Source organism: Marinobacterium mangrovicola (assembly GCF_004339595.1).
Classification (GTDB): domain Bacteria; phylum Pseudomonadota; class Gammaproteobacteria; order Pseudomonadales; family Balneatricaceae; genus Marinobacterium_D; species Marinobacterium_D mangrovicola.
This window is the reverse complement of the sequence record NZ_SMFU01000009.1, coordinates 134,855-154,119: the sequence shown is the minus strand read 5'-3', so window position 1 is coordinate 154,119 and position 19,265 is coordinate 134,855. Positions and strand designations below refer to the sequence as shown.

The window sequence follows — 19,265 nt, the reverse complement described above, 5'->3', positions numbered from 1 at the left end:
CCCATCCTTACGGAGGGATGGCTGAGTGGTTGAAAGCACCGGTCTTGAAAACCGACGAGTCGCGAGGCTCCCAGGGTTCGAATCCCTGTCCCTCCGCCATTTAAGGATGCGCTTCTAGCAAGCGGGCTTATTGAAAGATAAGCAAAGGGTTATTCCTCGATAGCTCAGTTGGTAGAGCAGTAGACTGTTAATCTATTGGTCGCTGGTTCGAGTCCAGCTCGAGGAGCCAACCCCTGACTCTCTAGCAATTAGAGAGTTGGAAAGTGAAAAGGTAAAAAAGAGTTTGAGCGGGTCGTTAGCTCAGTTGGTAGAGCAGTTGGCTTTTAACCAATTGGTCATAGGTTCGAATCCTATACGACCCACCACTCTCAACTCTTGTCCATGGGTCGTTAGCTCAGTTGGTAGAGCAGTTGGCTTTTAACCAATTGGTCATAGGTTCGAATCCTATACGACCCACCACTTTCCCCAATTCTTAATATTCTTCCTGTTTCTCTCGTTTTCAGAAAAACATCTGATCTGCTTCGTCTTGGTGTTGTCCAGCTGGCATCAGTCCTGGTTCGTCTGCGTCAGATTGCGCGCGATCGCGTCCTTAACCTTGCGAATATCCACCGGCTTGGTCAGATAGTCGTTCATGCCGGCCTCCAGGGCCGCACGATGGTCGTCCTGCATGGCATTGGCGCTCAGGCCTATGATCAACAGGTCGGCGCAGGAGTCGCTGCTACGCAGCCTGCGGGTCGCCTCCAGGCCATCCATCTCAGGCATCTGAATATCCATGAGTACCAGGTCGTATCGGCTCTGCTGCGCTTTTTCAACCGCTTCCAGACCGTTCCCAGCCAGCTCGACCTGATGGCCGCAGCGGCTCAGCAGCCCCTTGATAACCGCCTGGTTAACCCGATTGTCCTCCGCGACCAGGATTCGAAGCTGCCCGGCGTCACTGATCGGCTGCGGCGGTTGGGTTATCTGTGGCTGTGTGGGCTCGGTTTCCGCTGTTTCGGCTTCCTGCAGTGGCAGTTCAAACCAGAAGCGGCTGCCTTTACCCTCTTCACTGCTAAAGCCGATGCGACCCTCCATCAGCTCAACCAGGCGTTTACTGATCGCCAGGCCAAGTCCTGTGCCGCCGTAGTTGCGTGATGTGGAGGTATCGACCTGGGTGAACATGCCGAACAGTTTCTCCCTGGCACTCTCCGGGATACCGATACCGGTATCGGTCACCTCAAACAGCAGGCCGTGCTCACCCTGGCTGACATGCAGTTTTACACTGCCTGTCTCCGTGAATTTGATCGCGTTGCCCACCAGGTTAAGCAGAATCTGCCGTATCCGACTGGGATCGCCTTGATAACAGCGTTTGATCTCGGGGTTGAGGCTGGCGCTGAGCTCGATCGGTTTATCACCGGTGCGTGGGCGCAGCAGCAGGACAATATCCTGGGTTAATTGATTCAGGTCGAAAGGCTCGACACTGAGGTCGAATCGGCCTGCTTCAAGCTTTGAGATATCCAGTACATCGTTGATGATACCCAGCAGGGCATTGGCGGATTTGCGAATGGTCTCGCTGTATTCACGCTGCTCCTGGCTCAGGGAGGTGTGCTCCAGCAGGCTGCTCATGCCGGTGATGCCATTCATCGGCGTACGGATCTCATGGCTCATCATCGCCAGGAATTCAGACTTGGCGCGGTTGGCTTTCTCCGCCCTTTCGGCGGTGCGACGCAGGCGTTTGGCGAGATGCTCTGCGTGTTTACGCTGCCTCAGAGCCTCGGTATGACGGCGGAATACCATGACGATAATGCTGATCATCGTGATCAGCATCAGGCTGACCAGCAGCGCGAGCAGGTTGAACATCTGCAGTGTGGAATTGCGCTCCGCTGTTTTGTTCTCAGCACGCTGCTCCAGCGTTACCAGCAGCAGTTTTTCTGCCAGCGGCACCAGTGCTTCACTATGTTTAAGTACCGACGCCATCGCCTCAGAGTTTTCGCCGCCGATGTCGCCGATCTGTGTATCAATCTCCAGAACTAGCTGGACATAGGCTTCAATCAGCTCGACGCTTTCCGGCTCCAGATAAAACAGGTCATGCAACTGGCCTTTCTGGAGCAGCTCCATGCGGCTATAGAGCACATCGAAGCGAAGCAGTACATGGTCCAACTGGTTAGCGTCTTCAGGAGTGAAGCGAAAAATCTCAAGTTCGCGCAGGAAACGCTGGGTTTCCCGGTCGATCTGGTAGGCCGCCCACAGCTTGTCCTCGTGAATGGAGCCGAGCATATCCTCCGCACGTTGAACCAGGGTGGCGAAGAGGATTAGAACGGCGGCAAGGAAGATGAGCGACAGGCTGGATAAGAGCCATATCGCCTTACTTTTGCCGAGGATGCCGAAATTTGCCGGGAGCAGCTTCATCGCCGGGTATAGGGCAGGCGTTACTGGATGTCGATCGATTTGATCTGCCAGACAGATCGATTGTGAATCACTTCAGACTTGAGATCCGGATTCTCATCGAAGGGGTAGATAATGAACAGCGGCCCCTTGTCACGCACCCGCATATATTTGCCGTCAGCTTTCAGCGCCAGGATAACCTCGTGGTCGTAAAAATCTGCAACAGGTACGTTGGAGGCGTAGTCATTGATCGCGGTAACCTCCATGTTCTCGCCCTTGGCGCCGACGGCGTCGAGCAGAGCGCGGCCGAGTGGCCCCTCGAATTTAACCACACCTTCATGCCAGGGGGTGGTGGTTTCCGTGGTGCGCTGCTGCAGCTCCTCAAGCATCGCTTTATCGAATTGTGCCACGCCGTCGCCGTTGGTGTTCTCTATGGCGCCCGAGACGGTCAGGATGACAGGGCCCTCTGGTGAATCCAGCGTGCCGGCGTTAGCCAGGGCGCAGGTCAGAGTAAGTGCCAGTGCGGTGAGCAGTTTCATATTGTTATCCTCTTTTTGCTCCCCCTGAAGATGGAGGCGGGCGTTTTTTATCACTATCTTAGCTGTTAGAAAGTCTGCTATTAAACCCTTTCCGGGAATGAGAGTATCCAGATAAGCGGCGCGATATTATATTTTTGTCGCAAATAAGTAACCATAAAATCTGTGTATAATTTACACTAATCAAAGGTGGGGCACTGCCCCTGGCTGAAAGACCTATGCGGGAACCGCTATGACTCAGACGCTTTACTATGATTGGACACAGGCGCTGGAGCTGACCGGAGGCGATGAAGAGCTGCTGGTTTCGGTGCTGGAGATGTTTCTTGAAGAAGCCCCCGATCATATGGAGAACATGCAGCGCAGCCATGCGGCGGGAGATGTTGCAGAGTTGTCGGCAACGGCGCACACGCTCAAGGGGTTGCTTGGCACCTTTGGGGCTGATTCGACGGTACAGCTGGCGTCACAGGTTGAGCAGAGCGCCCGGCGTGAAGAGAACGTGCAGCCGGCACTGTCTCAGCTTGAGGCTCGCATGGAAATACTGCTGGAACAGCTGCGCAGGCGCTGTGCTTGATAGTCCGAGATCAGCGGTAGCTGATCTCGATAATTTCAAACCACTCTTCTGAGCCGTCCGGCTTTTTCAGCCAGATCTCATCGCCCACCTGCTTTTTCAGCATCTGCCGCGCCAGGGGCGCGTCCACGCTGATGTAACCGGGTTTATCGCCGATCTCGTCGGCACCGACGATGCGGTGTTCGCGGGTCTCACCTTCTTCATCCTCCAGAGTAACCCAGGCGCCGAAAAATACGGTGCTCTGGTCATCCGGTATCCGGTTCACTACGTTGATATTGTCGAGCCGTTTGGAGAGGTAGCGCACCCGGCGGTCGATCTCGCGCAGCTGCTTCTTGCCGTAGATATATTCGGCGTTCTCAGAGCGGTCGCCCTGGGCTGCCGCCTCCTTGACCGCCTGGGTGACTTCAGGACGTTTCTCTTTCCACAGGTACTTCAGCTCGGCGCTGAGGCGGTCGTAACCTTCCTGGGTGATATAGGGCGCGCTGCGGGGCGCGGGTGGACGCCAGCGGGACATTGCAACTTCCTGAATTAATAAAAGAATTAAAGGATAACCCCGTGCGGCCGATAGAGAAAAGGTGGCTTGGGAGCGATGATGCAGACAGAACATATTCAGCAACGGATTGAGACCTATACGGCGGACCTGCCTCAGGCGGTACAGTCGTCCAATGGCGCCCGTTTCGCGATGCTGTTGAGTCTGATCGCCTCGAATCAGGAGGCGTATACACCGTTGCGCAGGCCCGTCACAGGCGACGGTAGCTTTGAACTACCGGAAGCCCAGCCCCTCAGTTATCCGGACCCCAACGAGTTTTACACCAGCGAAGTGGTGGGGCGCCTCAATGGCTCGGTGAATAACCGTCAGCGCGGTGAGTTCGCCTACCTGGTCAGTCATGTGGATACCCAGGCCCACATCCCCAATCAGGCGCAGTCTGCTGCCGATAATTTTGCCCAGGTTGCACTCATGTCCAGTGGACGTATGATGCTGGAATCTATTGCGCAGTCCCGACGGTCGATTTCCGCGACCGCCTGAATCTGAACTGCACCCCAGTTTTCAGCCCAGAGCTCAATTCATGTCTGAGAAGAATCAGCCTCGAGCGATGCTGCTCGCCGGACTCGCCGTCTTTTTATGGTCCACCGTCGCGACCGCGTTCAAACTCTCCCTGGCGTTGCTGACGCCTCTGCAACTGCTGGCCTGGGCGAGCCTCTTTTCGATGCTGTTTCTGATGGCGGTGGTCAGCTGGCAGAAGCAGTGGGGCGCACTGTTCACCTTTTTCCGCGAGCAACCCGCCTATGCGGTGCTGCTCGGTGTCATCAATCCGGCGGTTTATTACCTGGTACTGTTCCGCGCTTACGACCTGCTGCCGGCGCAGCAGGCGCAGACGATCAACTACACCTGGGCGTTGACGCTGTCGCTGCTGGCGGTGCCTTTCCTGAAGCAGTCGCTGCGCCCGAGGGATATGATCGCCCTGGCCGGCGGTTACTTCGGGGCGCTGATTATCGCCACCCGCGGCAACCTGCTGGCGCTGGACTTCGATAGCATCGAGGGCGTGCTGCTGGCGATGCTCAGTACCCTGTTCTGGGCGATGTACTGGATACTCAACACCCGCGCCACCGCGCCGGCCACCGCGTCTCTGCTGGCCTGCTTTATGGTCGGTACGCCGTTGGTATGGGCGCTGATGGTCTGGCAGGGCGAGCTGCACCTACCTGAGCCTAAGGCGCTGGCTGGGGCTCTCTATGTGGGCCTGTTCGAGATGGGTGTGACCTTTATGCTCTGGTTGGGAGCCATGCGCTCGGCGGTGCATGTAAGCCGCGTCAGCAACCTGATCTTCCTGTCACCTTTCCTGTCGCTGGTATTTATCCGCTACTTCCTCAACGAGCCGATCGCGCCGGCTACCTTTATTGGCCTGGCGATGATTATCTGTGCGGTGATCTATCAGCAGCGGGGCGGCTCGGATGAGACCCCCGAGGCGGCGGCAGAGGCTCAGAACCAGCGTTGAGAGGCGCTGCTCTCTCAACGGTTCTGAGTTGGTTAAACCCGGCTTAAATCCTCAGCCGAGCTGGCTATGAATCCAGCGTGCCGCTTTCAAAAGCCGTGTGTCATCGCCAAAACGCCCCACAACCTGCAGGCCTACCGGCAGGTTATTGGGGCCCTTCAGACCCGGTACGTTAATGCAGGGAACGCCTGAGAAGGTCCAGATGCGGTTGAAAACCGGATCGCCGGTGGCGTCCAGTCCATCAGGGGCCTCTCCCGGTGCGCTGGGGCAGATCAGCACATCACAACCGCTGCTGGCAGCGTCCATCGCCATTGTGAGAGCGGCTCTGGCCTGCTGTGCCTTTTGCAGTGCCGAGTCGTAGTCGCGGGTTGCCGTGGCTTTTCCCGCTGCAAAGCGTTCACGAAATCTCGCGCTGACCTGGTCGGCGTGGTTGGTCACTTCAAACAGACCGGTAACGCTGACCTCATAGTCCATGGCCAGCGGGTGTGCCTCGCCAAGGTCTGAAAACTCCTCGGGCAGGTTGAACTCTTGCACGACTGCTCCCGCGCTGCGCAATGACTGCGCCGCATCACGAAGAAGAGCCTGGGTAGATGGCTCGGCCTGCTGCCACTGCGGCGTCTCACAGAAGCCGATTTTCGGTACCCAATCGTCGTCCTCCGACTGGATATCAAGCTCTGGCCTGCGGCCCAGAATAGCCGCCAGAAAACCTGCGTCCTCAACGGTTCGCGTTAAAGTGCCCAGGTGATCCATGGAGGGCGCGAGGGCGCGAATTCCGGTGATTGGCAAAAGTCCGTAGCTGGGTTTGTAACCCACGACACCGCAGAACGAAGCGGGGCGGATGATCGACCCCGCTGTCTGGGTGCCAAGCGCTGCAGGCACATGAAAGTCCGCGACTGCAGCGGCAGAACCACTGGATGAGCCGCCGGGAGTTCTCTGCAGGTCATGAGGGTTCGCCGTTTTTCCCGGCTGAAAATAGGCAAACTCGGTCGAGACTGTTTTCCCCAGCAGGATAGCGCCCGCGTTACGAAGCTCCGAAACACTGGCGGCATCGCGGCATGGGAAATGATCGCTGTAGATCGGTGAGCCATATCCGGTGGGCATATCGATGGTATCGATCAGATCCTTGATGCCAATAGGAATACCGCTGAGTGGCCCTGCACCAGGTTGTTGTGCCGTTGCCGCTGAAGTAGCCCGGTCAATATGCATCCAGGCGCCTACTTGGCTTTCCCGCTCATCGATACGCTCGAGACAGCTCGCCAGCAGGGCTTCGCTGGAGAGCCGTCCGCTGGAGATCGCGCGGACGGCCTCAATCAGTGAAAGTTGGTTGGCACTGATCATTGCTGATTCCATTGCAGGGCGAGGGTTTTGTAGACCTCAACCGCCTGGGGAATCCGGTCCACATAACAGTACTCATCGGTCTGATGCGCCATGGCGGCTTCGCCGGGGCCGAGAATAATGGTCGGGGCAAAATCGTAAACCGGCGTCAGCACCGAGGCGTCGGTAAAGTAGGTGGCGGTCTTGTGCTCGATCGGTTGCTCCAGCACCTTCTCCATCAGCGAGAAAACAGACTGAATCCAGGGGTTTTCCGGCGCGGTCCAGACACCCTCAAGATTGACCATGGGCGAAAGGCTGACCTCTTCACCGAGATAGGAGGTCAGATCGCCCAGCACTGCCTCGTTTTTCTGTCCCGGAATGGTGCGGATATCCACGCCGATCTTGGCCTGGTTGGGGACGGAGTTAACGTTGATACCGCCCTCGATGGTGCCAACATTTAGCGTCGGCGGCCCCATCACCGGGTGCGGGGTCGCTTTGAAGTCGAATGTCTCCAGTTTGTTGACCGCCTTGGAGGCCTTATAGATCGCATTAACGCCGAGCTCCGGCATGGAACCGTGAGCGGTTACGCCATCGGTCTGTGCATTTATCCACAGGGCGCCCTTGTGGCCGACAAAGGGATAGTTGGAGGTGGGCTCGGCGACAACAATAGCGCCGGCTTTACCCAGTACGCCATCCAGATTGGCCATATGGGCCGCGCCTTCACAGCCGGTTTCTTCACCCGCGGTGATAACCAGGACTACACCCGGGCCCTGGGCCAGCTCGTCGGCCAGCTCGATCACGGCGGCGACGAAGGCAGCCACGCCGGATTTCATATCGCTGGTGCCGCGGCCGTAAAGCTTGCCGTCGACAATATCGGCGTTAAAGGGGGAAACGGACCATTCCTTGTGACCCAGGGGCACGGTGTCCAGGTGTCCGGTAAAGCAGAGTGGCAGCTTCTTGTCAGAGCCGCCGATACGGGCGACCAGGCTGGGGCGACCGGGCGCGAACTCGTGGTACGAGATCTCGAAGCCATGCTCCGCCAGCAGGTTTCCTACATATTCCACGCAGCCCTGTTCCGGGTTGATCGGGTTGACTGTCTCGAAGCGGACCAGTGTGCGGGTCAGCTCGACGGCATCAATCTTGGTATTAGACATATTGCATATCCTGTTGTTGGTAGTCGGGCTTAACCGAAATAGGCTTCGTGGACTTCTGCATTTTCGGAAAGCTCTTTCGCGGTGCCCTGAGCAACCACGTGACCCTGCGACAGCACATAACCATAGTGCGCAATCGCCAGGGTCTGGTGAACGTTCTGCTCGACCAGAAAGACGGTGATGCCCTGTTCGTTGATGCGGCGGATGATGTTGAAGTTCTCCTTAACGAACAGCGGCGACAGGCCCAGAGAAGGCTCATCGATCAGCAGAACCTTGGGGGCAGCCATCAGGCCACGGCCGATAGAAACCATCGCCTGTTCACCGCCGGACATGGTGCCCGCCAGCTGGCCTTTGCGCTCTTTCAGGCGAGGGAAAATCTCAAACACCTGATCGATACGGTCGCGGATCACCGACTCGGAGCTCTCCTGAAACGCGCCTAGACGCAGGTTTTCCACCACTGTCATCTTCGGGAACACCTTGCGGCCTTCCGGGATGCAGGCGATGCCAGCGGAGATCACCTTATGGGTGGGCAGGCCGATCAGGCTCTCGCCATCGACTAGAATGTCGCCGGAGCGGGGCGGAGTCAGGCCCAGAATGGAGCGGATAATGGTGGATTTGCCGGCGCCGTTCGAGCCCAGCAGGCAGGTGATCTTGCCGGCCGGAACCGAGAGGGATACGTCCTCAAGCACGTCGGCGGAATCATAAGCTGCATAGATGTTTTTCAGTTCAAGTGCGCTTGCCGTCGCCATGCTCATTCTCCCCCCAGGTAGGCTTCTTGTACGAGTTTGTTGGAGGCGACTTCGCGGTAAGCACCTTCACAGATTTTCTGGCCGAAGTTCAGCACGATGCACTTGTCGGTGACGCGCTCGATCATGCCCATCTCGTGTTCGACCAGAATGATCGACAGGCCGTCGATCATCTCGCGCACCTCAAGGATGTCATCCATCAGCTCGCGGGTTTCCTCGTGGGTCATCCCTGCGGAAGGCTCGTCGAGCAGCAGTAGTCGGGGATGGCTGATCAGGGCGCGGCAGATCTCGATACGACGACGGTCGATCATGCGCAGCGAGCCCACCGGCTCAAACATCTTGTCGGCCAGTTCCGGATCAAAGATTGTCAGCAGCTTGCGCGCTTCATCGTAGTTCTCCTTGATCTGTTGCTGCAGTGCCTTGCGCTTGAATACGTTGAACATAAATCCGTGATTCAGACGTTTGTGGGCGCCGATCATGATGTTGTCGAAAATCGACAGCTCAAGGCAGAGGCGTGAGCGCTGGAAAGTGCGCGCAACGCCCGCTTCATAGACTTTCTGGGCCGGCCAGCTGGTGATGTCCTGGCCGAGAAACTCGATGCTGCCGCCGTTGGCTTCGTAGATGCCGGTCAGCACGTTGAACGAGGTGGTCTTTCCCGAGCCGTTGGGGCCGATAAGTCCTACGATCTGGCCGTTGGTCAGCTCCATATCGAACTCGTTGAGCGCGACCACGCCGCCGAAACGTCGGGTCAGTCCCTTAAAGGCCAATACGGTTTCCTGTTGCTGTTCCATATCAACCCCTCCAGCCTGGAATGTAAGAGCGCAGGTTGCGCGGCAGCACGCCCTGCGGGCGGAATAGCAGGATCAGGATCATCACCACCGCGTAGAGCAGGAAGCGGTATTCCTGGATTACCTGAAGTTTCTCCGGCAGCAGAACCACGAGTCCCGCCGCGAGGATGGTGCCCCAGATGCTTCCCATGCCGCCAAGCAGAACGATGGAGACAAGGATCAGCGAGTCGGAAAAGGCGAAGTTGGACGGAGCAATAAAGCCCAGCATCATCGCGAATAGAGCACCGGCGATGCCGGCCAGAAAGTTACCCAGGGTGAACGACAGGATCTTCCAGCGCTTGATATTGATGCCGTAGCAGGCGGCGGCGGTCTCATCGAGGCGCACCGCATCGAAGTTCAGGCCGATCCAGGAGCGCTCGATCCGGCGCATCAGGATGAAGGTCAGGATTACCATGATCAGCGCCAGGATGACGTAGTTCATGTAGAACGAGAACTCGATGTTCTCGGTGATCTGGATGTTGCTGTTGAAGTCCCAGCCGAACAGGTTCATGCCGGATACCGGCAGCCCCTGAGGTCCGCCGAGGGTGTCGTTAACCTCGAGAAAGGTTCGAAACAGCAGGCCAAAAGCGATGGTGACCACGGCGGCGTAATGTCCGCGAGTGCGCAGCACCGGGATAATCAGGATTGAACCGACGATAGCGGCCATGACTCCGCCGAGTGCGATAACCAGCAGCAGCGGGGTGCCGGTGCCACCGAGAACCGCTGCGGTATAGCAGCCGACGCCGAAGAAGGCCGCTCCGGCAAAGTTCACCACACCTGTATAGCCAAACTGCATGTTCAGACCGCAGCAGGCGACGACATAGAGCAGCACGGTGGCGATCATCAGCAGAGGAAAGTGGTCCTCATGGAACCAGAAAATGACCACCAGCATCGCCGCGATGCTCGACAGGTTCAGCAAACGCTCATTGCGGGAAAGGCTCTGGGAAATTTTATCGGTCAGGCCGAGTTTGGCACTGGCGATGATAAGTACACCGGCAAACACCAGCAGGGCAAAGATCTCTGCCTGCTCTTCTATGGCGATAAAGGTCACCAGAAAGGCGGCGCCGAGAGCGGCCAGCAAAAGAATAATCAGCTTGTCTTTCAATGATTGCGTCATGTGAGTTAAACCCTTTCGCTGGTTTTTTCGGCGATCAAGCCGGTGGGGCGCCAGGCGATAAGTGCGATAACAACGGCAAAGGCGAACACGTCTTTGTAAGCACTGGCAAAGGGCAGAGCGACCGCTCCGAGCGTCTGCAGAGCGGCAAAGATAAAGCCGCCGAGAATGGCGCCGTAAATATTGCCGAGTCCGCCGATAATCGCGGCGCTAAAGCCGATCACGCCCAGCAACAGGCCCATGCCGAAGTTGATTTCGTTGTAGTAGAGCCCGTTCATGACACCGGCGAAAGCCGCCACAGCGGAGCCAAGGCCGAAGGTGAGCAGGACGATCATCTTGAAGTTGATCCCCATGCACTTGGCGGTTTCTTCATCCTGCGCCACGGCGCGGATAGCCATCCCCAGACGGGTACGGTTGATCAGAACGTGAACCCCAACGATGACCAGCAGGCCGCCAACCAGCAGGATCACGCTGTCGGCGCGCAGGTTGAAGGAGCCAATGGTCCAGGAATCGGTGGGTAACAGCGCGGGGAAGCGTTTCGGGTTGGAACCGTCCGGGTAAAACAGGCGGATCGCTTCACGCAGCACGGTACCCAACATCAGGGTGACGAGCAGGGTGTTGAGCGGCGGTGCAGATTTGAGCGGCAGCACCAGGTAGCGCGCGATAATCGCGCCCAGCAGTGCCATCGATGCGATGGCCACTACAAGTACGCCCACCAGTTGCACGAAGGCGTTATCGATGCCGATGGCGCCGAGTCCAAGGTAAGTTGAAAAGCCGGCAAAGGTGCCGACCATCAGGACATCGCCGTGGGAGAACTTGATAACGTCGAGTACCCCGAAAAACAGGGTGAATCCAACGGCTACCAGCGCATACATCATGCCCAGCATCATGCCGTTGACAATAAACTGACCGAGAAGGCCCATATCCATGGTTACCTACCTCTATGATTTATAAGAAAAAATAATATTGAGAATGCGTGGAGAGGGCTTTTCAGCCCGCCCAGCAGAGGGCGGACCGAAAAGTCACGCAGAGGCTAATCAAAGACCAGCTAGTTTGCGGGTGCCGTCAGCATATTCGCTGTCTTCCCAGACCACCCATTTGCCATCCTGAATCACATACGGAGTGATCGCTGCCACGGTGTTCTGGCCGTGATCGTCAAAAGATATTTTGCCAACCACAGAGTCATGGTCCTGGATATTACCGAGGTATTCGGTCAGGGCTTTACGGTTAGGCCCAACCTCTTCGATACCATCCAGAATCAGGTTCATGGCTGAAAACGCGAATGGACCGTAGGCTTCTTCGGATTCGGTAAAGCCGGCTGCCTTGTATTTTTCCGAGAAGAACTGGCCACCAGGCAGTTTCTCAAGCGGAGCACCTTCCAGGAAGCTGACGACGCCTTCGGCCAGTTCGCCGGTGCCATCGATAAAGGAGTCGGACTTGATGCCGGATACGCCCTGGAACTGGGATTCAATGCCAAGCTTGTCCATCTGTGCGCGGATGCGCACACCCAACGGAGTCAGGCCACCGAAGTAGATAACATCCGGATTGAGCTGCTTGGCTTTGGTCAGCTCGGCGGTAAAGTCCTGCTGATCGGCCGGGACACCGAAGTCGGCGAGAATTTCGCCGCCGTTTTCGGTCAGGTATTCAGAGAAGTACTTGTCGTGGCCTTTGCCGTAGTCGGTGGTGTCGTGAATGATGACCCAGGTTTTATAACCCTGATCGGTCATAAACTTCGCGGCGACTTCGTTCTGGTTGATCATCGTACCGTTTACACGGTGGATCTCTTTGTAGTCGTTACCGTAGGTGACGTCCGGCAATACAGCGCCCCAAACGGACATCGGCAGGTTGAAACGGTGGTAAATATCCACGGCGCCCATGGCAACTGCGGAGCAGTAGTGGCCAACCAGTCCGATGACGGAGCGGTCTGCGGCAACCTTGGTGGCGATCTGCACACCGACGTTGGGCTTGCATTCAGAATCCTGGGTAACGAGTTCGTACTCATATTTTGCATCCGGGTCAGCATTGCGTAACTGAACCGCGAGCTCCGCAGAGTTACGACCGCCCACGCCGACAGCGGAAACGCCACCGGTCAGTGGGCCGATAAAAGCGACTTTCACAGTATCTTTGGCGTTTGCTACACCGGTTCCCAGAGCAGCGGTAATCGCGAGAGTAAGCAGTGGTGCTGTCGATTTGCGTAAGATTCCCATCAAGTAAGCCCCCTATTGGCTTGATTCAAAGCTCGATTCAAAACAGGTCGCACGTTGCCTGAACAGGCTGAGGGGGCTTGGCTTGCCATAGTCGAATCTGAAGATTCCTCTGGTCGAACCCTGGGCTTTAGCGCCCGGCCGCTTTTCGCGGTCTGGGTGTCCGTCCTGGCCAGCTACTTCATACTGGGGAAAGCTTTTTCGTTAGTCAAGTCACTTGACCAATGGGAAAGTTGTTTTCTTTTTTGGCTGGAATTTGATCAGAATGTGGAGGGGGTATTAACCCAGAGGACCCGGGTCTCTTTATCGGTGGGGTTGTGATAACCGTGGGGGAGCCGCGACTGGAAGAAAAACGAGTCGCCAGGGTAGAGGTGATATTCGGTGCCATCCACGTTGAGATTCAGTTCACCTTCGAGCACATATCCGACCTCTTCACCTTCGTGAGAGATAGGGCCTGAACTGCCGCCGCCGGCACGGACGATGTGGATAGTGCCGAACATCAGGTGCCCCTGAGAAGGAGAGATCAGTGTTTCCAGTGTTACCCCTTCACCCGGGCGGAAGTTACTGGTGTGCAGCAACTGGCGTGTTCCTGCCCGAGATACGATGTTGTCGTCGGTATCGCTGAACAGGTTGCTGATGGAGGTTTCCAGCACCGCGACGATGCGATGCAGCAGTTGCAGTGAAGGCTGGACCTTGTCGTTTTCCAGCTTTGACAAAAAACTCTCAGAGCACTCAACCTCCGCAGCCAGATCACGCAATCGCATCCCTTTAACTTTCCGAGCGTGGCGAAGCTTCATGCCGATTGGCGGTGTGGAGTTACTCATCTACTGATTCCGTTTGTCGATTTTGATACCCGGAAGGCTCGGGCATTTTTTCTTTGAGGGGCTGCGTGCACGATGTTCCAGCATTCATGCCATATCATCATGAGCGTGGTTTCGATGATCGCGCAAGTATTTCCAGTCGGAAAAATGATCCTGTTGTCAGGCTATCCTGGTGTCACGAAGGGTGTTTGGGGGATCCTGTGGCAGCAGAGTCAGAGGATAGCAGTATATCACTCAGAGATAAGGCTGACGGCTGCGGGAAAGATTTAAAACCTGGCCGATACAGCGGTTATTTGTATATAAATGATTCTATTGGCGGGTAAAAGTGGAGTTTTGAATAATGATAAAACTCCCTTTTAATCTCGTCTGTGAATGTGGTTTTTAAAACCAGCGCTGACGTCGGAAATACCACACCTGAAGGGCCACCAGTAGAGTCAGTATCAGCATGAAAATTCCGAAAGCGTAGGGGTTTTCCGAGCCGGGAATTCCGCCCACGTTGATGCCGAGCAAGCCGGTCAGGAAGCCCAGCGGCAGGAACACGGCGGCGATCAGTGAGAGCAGGTACATGCGCTGGTTAAGCTGATCGGATTGCTGGCTGACCAGCTCATCCTGGGCCATGGCGGCGCGTTCGCGGATCATGTCTAGATCCTCGATATGGCGTAGCAGGCGGTCGCTGATCTCGCGCAGTTCCAGGCGGTGATCGTTGGAGAGCCAGCTGGCACGGTCGTTCTGCAACTGGCTGAAAGCGTCGCGCTGCGGGCCGAAGTAGCGCCTCAGAGTGATGGTCTGGCGGCGCAGGTTGGAGAGCGACTGGCGGATGGCGGCGCTGTGGCCGTCGTCCAGCAGTTGCAGCTCCAGCGAGGAGAGCTCCTCTTCGATCTCTTCCACCACCTCGCCCATGCGCTCGACCAGGTTGCCGCTGAGCTGCACCAGAAAATCGGCGACGTTGGCCGGTCCTTCACCGTTGCGGCAATCTTCCGCAAGACTGGTGACGGAGAGCAGGCGGCGTTTGCGGGTTGAGATGATTCTGTCCGGCGTGACATAAAGCCGGATCGACACCATATCCTCGGGATCGGCACCGGGGTTCAGGTTGACGCCACGCAGGGCGATCAGCAGGCCATCGCCGGTCAGGGTCGCGCGCGGGCGGGTGTTCTCGGTGAGCAGGGCTTCGCAGACCAGTTCACTGAGGCCTGAATGGTTACGCAGCCAGTCGCTCTGCTCCGGGTCGGTGTAATCCAGGTGCAGCCAGGCAAGGCCCTGATCCGGCTGCCATGCGTTGATCTCGGCGGCGTCCATATCGCGGCCACCACCCTGGCCGTCCAGCAGCAGCGCGTGCAGCGGTTTCAGATCGGTGTTCAAGGTGTGAGTCAGCTCGTCTGCCACTGAATTTTTTCGGCGGCGCCGTTTTCCACGCGCCACCATTCGTCCGGATCGTCACCTTCAGACCAGCCCGATGCGATGCAGCGTACCTGGGTATCCAGCGCCTTGGCGATCTCGTGGGCGCAGTCCAGGTCAAGAATCCAGGGCGTTTTTTCAGAGCGGAACCAGACGCTGATCCAGGCTTTGCCGACCGCCTTTTCGTGGATCATCACCGGAACGGTGTTGCTGTCGATAACGATCTCCAGGGCGTGGGTTCCACCGACGCTGTTGATGGTCTGCACTTGCTCGCAGCGCTCACCGAGCCAGTCGAGAATAACGTCCAGTGGCCGGTTCTTGATGTAGACCTCGATATCGGGGTGGCGCTCGTCACTCATCTTTGCTGTCCAGAAAACTGAAGATACGGAGAATGCTGAGGCTGAGATAGCCTGCCGCAGCGAGTATGATGCCGACCCCAATCAGGATCAAGCCGGCCAGAGCCGCCAACTCTGCTTTGAGGCCGGTCGGCATCAGGTACTGACCGGCGGCGACCAGCGCAAAGCCGAGCGCGAAAACACCGAACCCCGACACCAGCAGGGAGAAATTTTCCCGCGGACTGTTGGCGCGTTTATGCAGCCACTCTCGAATGCGCATCGAAAACCTCCAGACGCCCTTTATAGCGTCTAAGCCGGGCCGCGATCAATGCAGGAAAAGCGATCAGTCTTGCCGCTAACCGGCGTATCAGTCTGAAGCCTTGCGTCGGTAAAGCCCGAAGCGGATGTCTGCACTGCATTCCAGGCTGGTATGAGCCAGGATACGGTCGCGGGTTTCCTGGCGGATACGGTGCCCGTGAGGCGTCATCAGCAGTAGATCAGAGAGTGCTTCGCCACCGTCCACTTCGAACTTGAAATCCAGGCTTTCGGTACGTACTGGCTCAAACAGCGGCAGCAGGTCGGCCTCAGGATTGAACTCGCGCTTGCGAACTTCATCGTAGATCAGCTCACGCAGCTCAATCAGGTGCTCAGGCCCCGGCCAGATCACCAGCAGCAGTCCGCCGGGCTTAAGTGCTCTCGCCATCGGCTCTGGCATGACGCGGCTGAACATCAGGGTCATGGCGTCCAGCGATTCGGACAGAATCGGCAGATCGGCGCCGGTGCCCACCAGCCAGTCGATATTCTCGCTGCGTTTGCAGGCCGCCTTGATGGCGTGGCGGGAGATATCCAGGCCGGCGATTTCAGCGTCTAGACCGGCGGTGGTGAATGCCTCTTCGATCTGGGTGGTGTAGTAACCCTCGCCGCAGCCCAGATCCAGCAGTTGAGGCTGCGGCGTGTTTTTAAGCTCTTTGAGCTCTTCCAGCAGTATCTGCGTCAGGCGCTCTGCGATCAGCCAGTAGAAACCGGCATCGAGAAAGCGGCGCCGTGCCTGGATCATCTCGCTGTTGTCACCGGGATCCTTGGATTTCTTGCGTTGCGGCAGCAGCAGGTTCCAGTAACCCTGACGGGCGCGGTCGAAACTGTGGCCGGCTTCGCAGCGCAGTCGTCGCCCATCTTCAGCGGTGGCCAGGGGAGCCTGGCACACCGGGCAGCCGAGTGAAATCATCGGCTCAGCTCTTCACCAGCAGACGGGCCAGGATGTTCTCGTAAACCGCAGAGAGCGTATCCAGATCTTCGATACGCACGCGTTCATCGATCTTGTGGATCGTGGCGTTAACCGGACCAAGCTCCACCACCTGGGCGCCGGTGGGCGCGATAAAGCGGCCATCGGAGGTGCCGCCGGAGGTGGACAGCTCGGTCTCGTTACCGGTGACGGCACGGATCGCTTCGCGGCTGGCATCCACCAGGGAACCTGCGGAGGTCAGGAAGGGATTGCCGGAGAGAATCCAGTCGATATCCCAGTCCAGGCCGTGGTGGGTCAGAATATCGCAGACACGCTGCTTGAGCTCATCGGCGGTGGTTTCGGTAGAGAAGCGGAAGTTAAACGCCACTTCCACCTCGCCAGGTACCACGTTGGTGGCGCCGGTGCCGGCGTGGATGTTGGAGATCTGGAAGCTGGTCGGCGGGAAGAAGTCGTTGCCCTCGTCCCAGGTGGTGGAAGACAGCTCGGCCAGGGCCGGTGCGGCTTCGTGGATCGGGTTACGCACCAGGTGCGGGTAGGCCACGTGGCCCTGAATGCCACGTACCTTCAGGGTGCCGCTCAGGGAGCCGCGACGACCGTTCTTGATCACGTCACCGACCTTGTCGGTGCTGGACGGCTCGCCGACGATGCACCAGTCGATCTTCTCGTTACGCGCTTCCAGGTGGTCGATCACGCGAGTGGTGCCGTTGACGAACGGGCCTTCCTCGTCGGAGGTGATCAACAGGGAGATGGAGCCTTCATGCTCGGGATGGTTGGCGATGAAGCGCTCCAGCGCGGTCATGAAGGCGGCGATGCTGCCCTTCATGTCCGCAGCGCCACGGCCGTAGAGGTAACCCTCTTCTTCCGTGGGCTCGAATGGGGGATGGGTCCACTGCTCGGCGGGGCCGGAGGGGACCACATCGGTATGACCTGCAAAGCAGAACAGGGGGCCTTCGGTGCCGCGACGCGCCCAGAAGTTGGTGACCTCCTCGAACTGCAGTCGCTCGATCTTGAAACCGAGCTTTTCAAGACGGCCGATCAGCAGCTCCTGGCAGCCAGCATCTTCGGGAGTGACCGAAGGACGGCTGATCAGATCGCAGGTGAGTTCGAGGGTTTCTGAGCGGAGGGACATTCTTAGGGCTCCTGGAAACAGTCTGTAAGCGTTGCGAGCGCAGGCAAGCGGATCGATGCCGCCTGCGCAAGCGCAGTAGCTTTCAGGCTGTTTTATTTAGTTGTGCTTGTGCAGCTCTTCATTCAGTTCGATCGCGCTCTTGTTGGTTTTCACCTCGATGCGACCGTTCTGGGAGTTGCGGCGGAACAGCAGGTCCGGCTTACCGGCGAGGTCTGCAGCCTTGACCACTTCCACGTCGTTGTTCTGGTCGTCCAGAACGGTGACCTTGGAGCCGCCAGTGACGTACAGGCCAGCTTCTACGGTGCAGCGATCGCCCAGCGGGATACCGAGACCGGAGTTAGCGCCCAGCAGGCAGTTTTCGCCGACTGAAATAACCACGTTGTTACCGCCAGACAGGGTGCCCATGGTGGAGGCGCCACCGCCCACATCGGAACCGTTACCCACGACAACGCCCGCAGAGATGCGGCCTTCAACCATGCTTACGCCCAGAGTACCGGCGTTGAAGTTGATGAAGCCTTCGTGCATGACGGTGGTGCCTTCACCCACGTGCGCGCCCAGACGGATGCGGGAGGTGTCGCCGACACGGATACCGGCAGGTACCGCGTAGTTGGCCATTTTCGGGAACTTGTCCACAGACTGAACGTCGAGAACGCGGCCCTGGGCGCGGGCTTCCAGCTGGCGACGCGGCAGGTCTTCCAGCGCTACGGCGCCTTCGTTGGTCCAGGCCACGTTCGGCAGCAGGCCAAACATACCGGTCAGGTTCAGACCGTGCGGTTTAACCAGACGGTTGGAGAGCAGTGCCAGTTTCAGGTAGACCTCGGCAGTACTGCTCGGACCTTCGTCGCTGGCCAGAATGCACAGAACCAGCGGCTGCTTGGAGCCTTCCAGCACTTCGGTGACCAGTGCCTGGTCTTTGGCGTCGACAGACAGAAAAGCGGCTTCCAGTTTTTTCAGGTCAGCGTCTTTCAGTTCGATTGCCGCGTTACCACCTTCGTAGGCAACAACGCCGGAAACCGCGTCGATCAGCTCGGCGCTGGCGTTCAGCAGCGGCGCGTTGTAGTAAACCTCAAGCCACTCACCAGTGCTGGATTTGGTGCCGACCCCCAGGCCGAATGCGAAGTTTGGCATCTTGTATGTCCTCGTAATGCGTTGAAATCGTTTTATTTATACGGCGTGTTAGACGCCAAACAGTGCGGCATAGTCCGCTTCCTTGAAGCCGACACGAAGGGTGTCGCCATGCTCAAGGACCGGACGCTTGATCAGTGTAGGATGCTCCACGAGCAGGGCGCGCAGCCCGGCTTCATCCACATCCCGTTCCGCTTCCGGTAGCTGGCGCCAGGTGGTGCCGCGCTTGTTCAGCACGGTGTCGATACCGAGGGCATCACACCAGCGGTCGACGCTGATGGCATCCAGTCCATCCTTGCGGAAATCATGGAAGCTGAACTCGATGCCGTTGGCTTCCAGCCATTTGCGGGTTTTGCGCACGGTGTCGCAGTTGCTGATTCCGTAAACGGTGGTCATGGCAAAAAT

21 protein-coding genes and 4 tRNA genes are annotated in these 19,265 nt (G+C 57.7%); 7 read left to right on the top strand and 18 right to left on the bottom strand.

Features of this window, described 5'->3' with window-relative positions:
- The first annotated feature begins 11 nt into the window (after positions 1–11).
- The 4 genes from CLV83_RS13200 (at position 12) to CLV83_RS13185 (ending at position 459) form a co-directional block, all read left to right on the top strand.
- Positions 12–99, top strand: a tRNA-Ser gene (locus CLV83_RS13200).
- Between the two features lie 54 nt (positions 100–153).
- Positions 154–229, top strand: a tRNA-Asn gene (locus CLV83_RS13195).
- A 60-nt stretch (positions 230–289) separates the two neighbouring features.
- Positions 290–365: transfer RNA gene (locus CLV83_RS13190), tRNA-Lys, on the top strand.
- An 18-nt stretch (positions 366–383) separates the two neighbouring features.
- Positions 384–459, top strand: a tRNA-Lys gene (locus CLV83_RS13185).
- A gap of 87 nt (positions 460–546) precedes the next feature.
- Here the strand turns inward: CLV83_RS13185 and CLV83_RS13180 are convergent.
- Both CLV83_RS13180 and CLV83_RS13175 read right to left on the bottom strand, forming a co-directional pair.
- On the bottom strand, positions 547–2,385 hold the full coding sequence (locus tag CLV83_RS13180) for an ATP-binding protein (RefSeq protein WP_132293126.1): 1,839 nt from the start codon (positions 2,383–2,385) through the stop codon (positions 547–549).
- Between the two features lie 20 nt (positions 2,386–2,405).
- Positions 2,406–2,900: a putative pterin-binding protein gene (locus CLV83_RS13175; RefSeq protein WP_132293124.1), complete on the bottom strand. Its 495-nt coding sequence runs from the start codon at positions 2,898–2,900 to the stop codon at positions 2,406–2,408.
- Between the two features lie 229 nt (positions 2,901–3,129).
- Here CLV83_RS13175 and CLV83_RS13170 point away from each other — a divergent pair, with 229 nt between their 5' ends.
- Positions 3,130–3,468 (top strand): Hpt domain-containing protein, encoded by a 339-nt coding sequence (locus tag CLV83_RS13170; RefSeq protein ID WP_132293122.1) that lies wholly within the window; start codon positions 3,130–3,132, stop codon positions 3,466–3,468.
- A gap of 10 nt (positions 3,469–3,478) precedes the next feature.
- Here the strand turns inward: CLV83_RS13170 and greB are convergent, their stop codons facing one another.
- Positions 3,479–3,979: a transcription elongation factor GreB gene (gene greB / locus CLV83_RS13165; protein ID WP_132293120.1), complete on the bottom strand. Its 501-nt coding sequence runs from the start codon at positions 3,977–3,979 to the stop codon at positions 3,479–3,481.
- 75 nt (positions 3,980–4,054) lie between these two features.
- Between greB and CLV83_RS13160 the strand changes: the two genes are divergently transcribed.
- The gene (locus tag CLV83_RS13160; protein WP_165900308.1) at positions 4,055–4,492 is read left to right on the top strand and encodes a hypothetical protein; all 438 of its coding nucleotides are present in this window, start codon (positions 4,055–4,057) and stop codon (positions 4,490–4,492) included.
- A gap of 40 nt (positions 4,493–4,532) precedes the next feature.
- Positions 4,533–5,459 (top strand): DMT family transporter, encoded by a 927-nt coding sequence (locus CLV83_RS13155; RefSeq protein WP_132293116.1) that lies wholly within the window; start codon positions 4,533–4,535, stop codon positions 5,457–5,459.
- 51 nt (positions 5,460–5,510) lie between these two features.
- Here the strand turns inward: CLV83_RS13155 and CLV83_RS13150 are convergent, their stop codons facing one another.
- The 15 genes from CLV83_RS13150 to CLV83_RS13080 form a co-directional block, all read right to left on the bottom strand.
- On the bottom strand, positions 5,511–6,794 hold the full coding sequence (locus tag CLV83_RS13150; RefSeq protein ID WP_207894888.1) for an amidase: 1,284 nt from the start codon (positions 6,792–6,794) through the stop codon (positions 5,511–5,513).
- Complete coding sequence (locus CLV83_RS13145) at positions 6,791–7,924, bottom strand: M20 family metallopeptidase (protein WP_132293114.1); 1,134 nt, start codon at positions 7,922–7,924, stop codon at positions 6,791–6,793. Before CLV83_RS13145 ends, CLV83_RS13150 begins: the two co-directional genes overlap by 4 nt.
- A gap of 29 nt (positions 7,925–7,953) precedes the next feature.
- The gene (locus CLV83_RS13140) at positions 7,954–8,670 is read right to left on the bottom strand and encodes an ABC transporter ATP-binding protein (RefSeq protein ID WP_104005521.1); all 717 of its coding nucleotides are present in this window, start codon (positions 8,668–8,670) and stop codon (positions 7,954–7,956) included.
- A gap of 2 nt (positions 8,671–8,672) precedes the next feature.
- Positions 8,673–9,458 (bottom strand): ABC transporter ATP-binding protein, encoded by a 786-nt coding sequence (locus tag CLV83_RS13135; protein WP_132293112.1) that lies wholly within the window; start codon positions 9,456–9,458, stop codon positions 8,673–8,675.
- Position 9,459: 1 nt separating this feature from the next.
- A complete protein-coding gene (locus CLV83_RS13130) occupies positions 9,460–10,611 on the bottom strand; it encodes a branched-chain amino acid ABC transporter permease (protein WP_132293110.1) in 1,152 nt (383 codons plus the stop codon).
- A gap of 5 nt (positions 10,612–10,616) precedes the next feature.
- Positions 10,617–11,537 (bottom strand): branched-chain amino acid ABC transporter permease, encoded by a 921-nt coding sequence (locus CLV83_RS13125; RefSeq protein ID WP_207894887.1) that lies wholly within the window; start codon positions 11,535–11,537, stop codon positions 10,617–10,619.
- Between the two features lie 108 nt (positions 11,538–11,645).
- Positions 11,646–12,815 (bottom strand): branched-chain amino acid ABC transporter substrate-binding protein, encoded by a 1,170-nt coding sequence (locus CLV83_RS13120; protein ID WP_207894885.1) that lies wholly within the window; start codon positions 12,813–12,815, stop codon positions 11,646–11,648.
- Between the two features lie 257 nt (positions 12,816–13,072).
- Positions 13,073–13,636: a cupin domain-containing protein gene (locus CLV83_RS13115; protein ID WP_207894884.1), complete on the bottom strand. Its 564-nt coding sequence runs from the start codon at positions 13,634–13,636 to the stop codon at positions 13,073–13,075.
- A 378-nt stretch (positions 13,637–14,014) separates the two neighbouring features.
- Complete coding sequence (gene zntB / locus CLV83_RS13110) at positions 14,015–14,992, bottom strand: zinc transporter ZntB (protein ID WP_243642387.1); 978 nt, start codon at positions 14,990–14,992, stop codon at positions 14,015–14,017.
- Positions 14,993–15,000: 8 nt separating this feature from the next.
- Positions 15,001–15,387, bottom strand: a complete 387-nt coding sequence (locus tag CLV83_RS13105; RefSeq protein WP_132293106.1) for a hypothetical protein — start codon at positions 15,385–15,387, stop codon at positions 15,001–15,003.
- Positions 15,380–15,643 carry a hypothetical protein gene (locus tag CLV83_RS13100; protein WP_132293104.1) on the bottom strand — a complete coding sequence of 88 codons (264 nt, stop codon included), beginning with the start codon at positions 15,641–15,643 and terminating at the stop codon, positions 15,380–15,382. Before CLV83_RS13100 ends, CLV83_RS13105 begins: the two co-directional genes overlap by 8 nt.
- An 87-nt stretch (positions 15,644–15,730) precedes the next feature.
- Complete coding sequence (locus CLV83_RS13095) at positions 15,731–16,588, bottom strand: putative RNA methyltransferase (RefSeq protein WP_132293102.1); 858 nt, start codon at positions 16,586–16,588, stop codon at positions 15,731–15,733.
- Between the two features lie 4 nt (positions 16,589–16,592).
- Positions 16,593–17,735 carry a succinyl-diaminopimelate desuccinylase gene (dapE, locus tag CLV83_RS13090; RefSeq protein ID WP_132293100.1) on the bottom strand — a complete coding sequence of 381 codons (1,143 nt, stop codon included), beginning with the start codon at positions 17,733–17,735 and terminating at the stop codon, positions 16,593–16,595.
- 96 nt (positions 17,736–17,831) lie between these two features.
- Positions 17,832–18,863, bottom strand: a complete 1,032-nt coding sequence (gene dapD / locus CLV83_RS13085; protein WP_132293098.1) for a 2,3,4,5-tetrahydropyridine-2,6-dicarboxylate N-succinyltransferase — start codon at positions 18,861–18,863, stop codon at positions 17,832–17,834.
- Positions 18,864–18,911: 48 nt separating this feature from the next.
- Positions 18,912–19,256: an arsenate reductase gene (locus CLV83_RS13080; RefSeq protein ID WP_132293096.1), complete on the bottom strand. Its 345-nt coding sequence runs from the start codon at positions 19,254–19,256 to the stop codon at positions 18,912–18,914.
- Between the last annotated feature and the right edge of the window lie 9 nt (positions 19,257–19,265).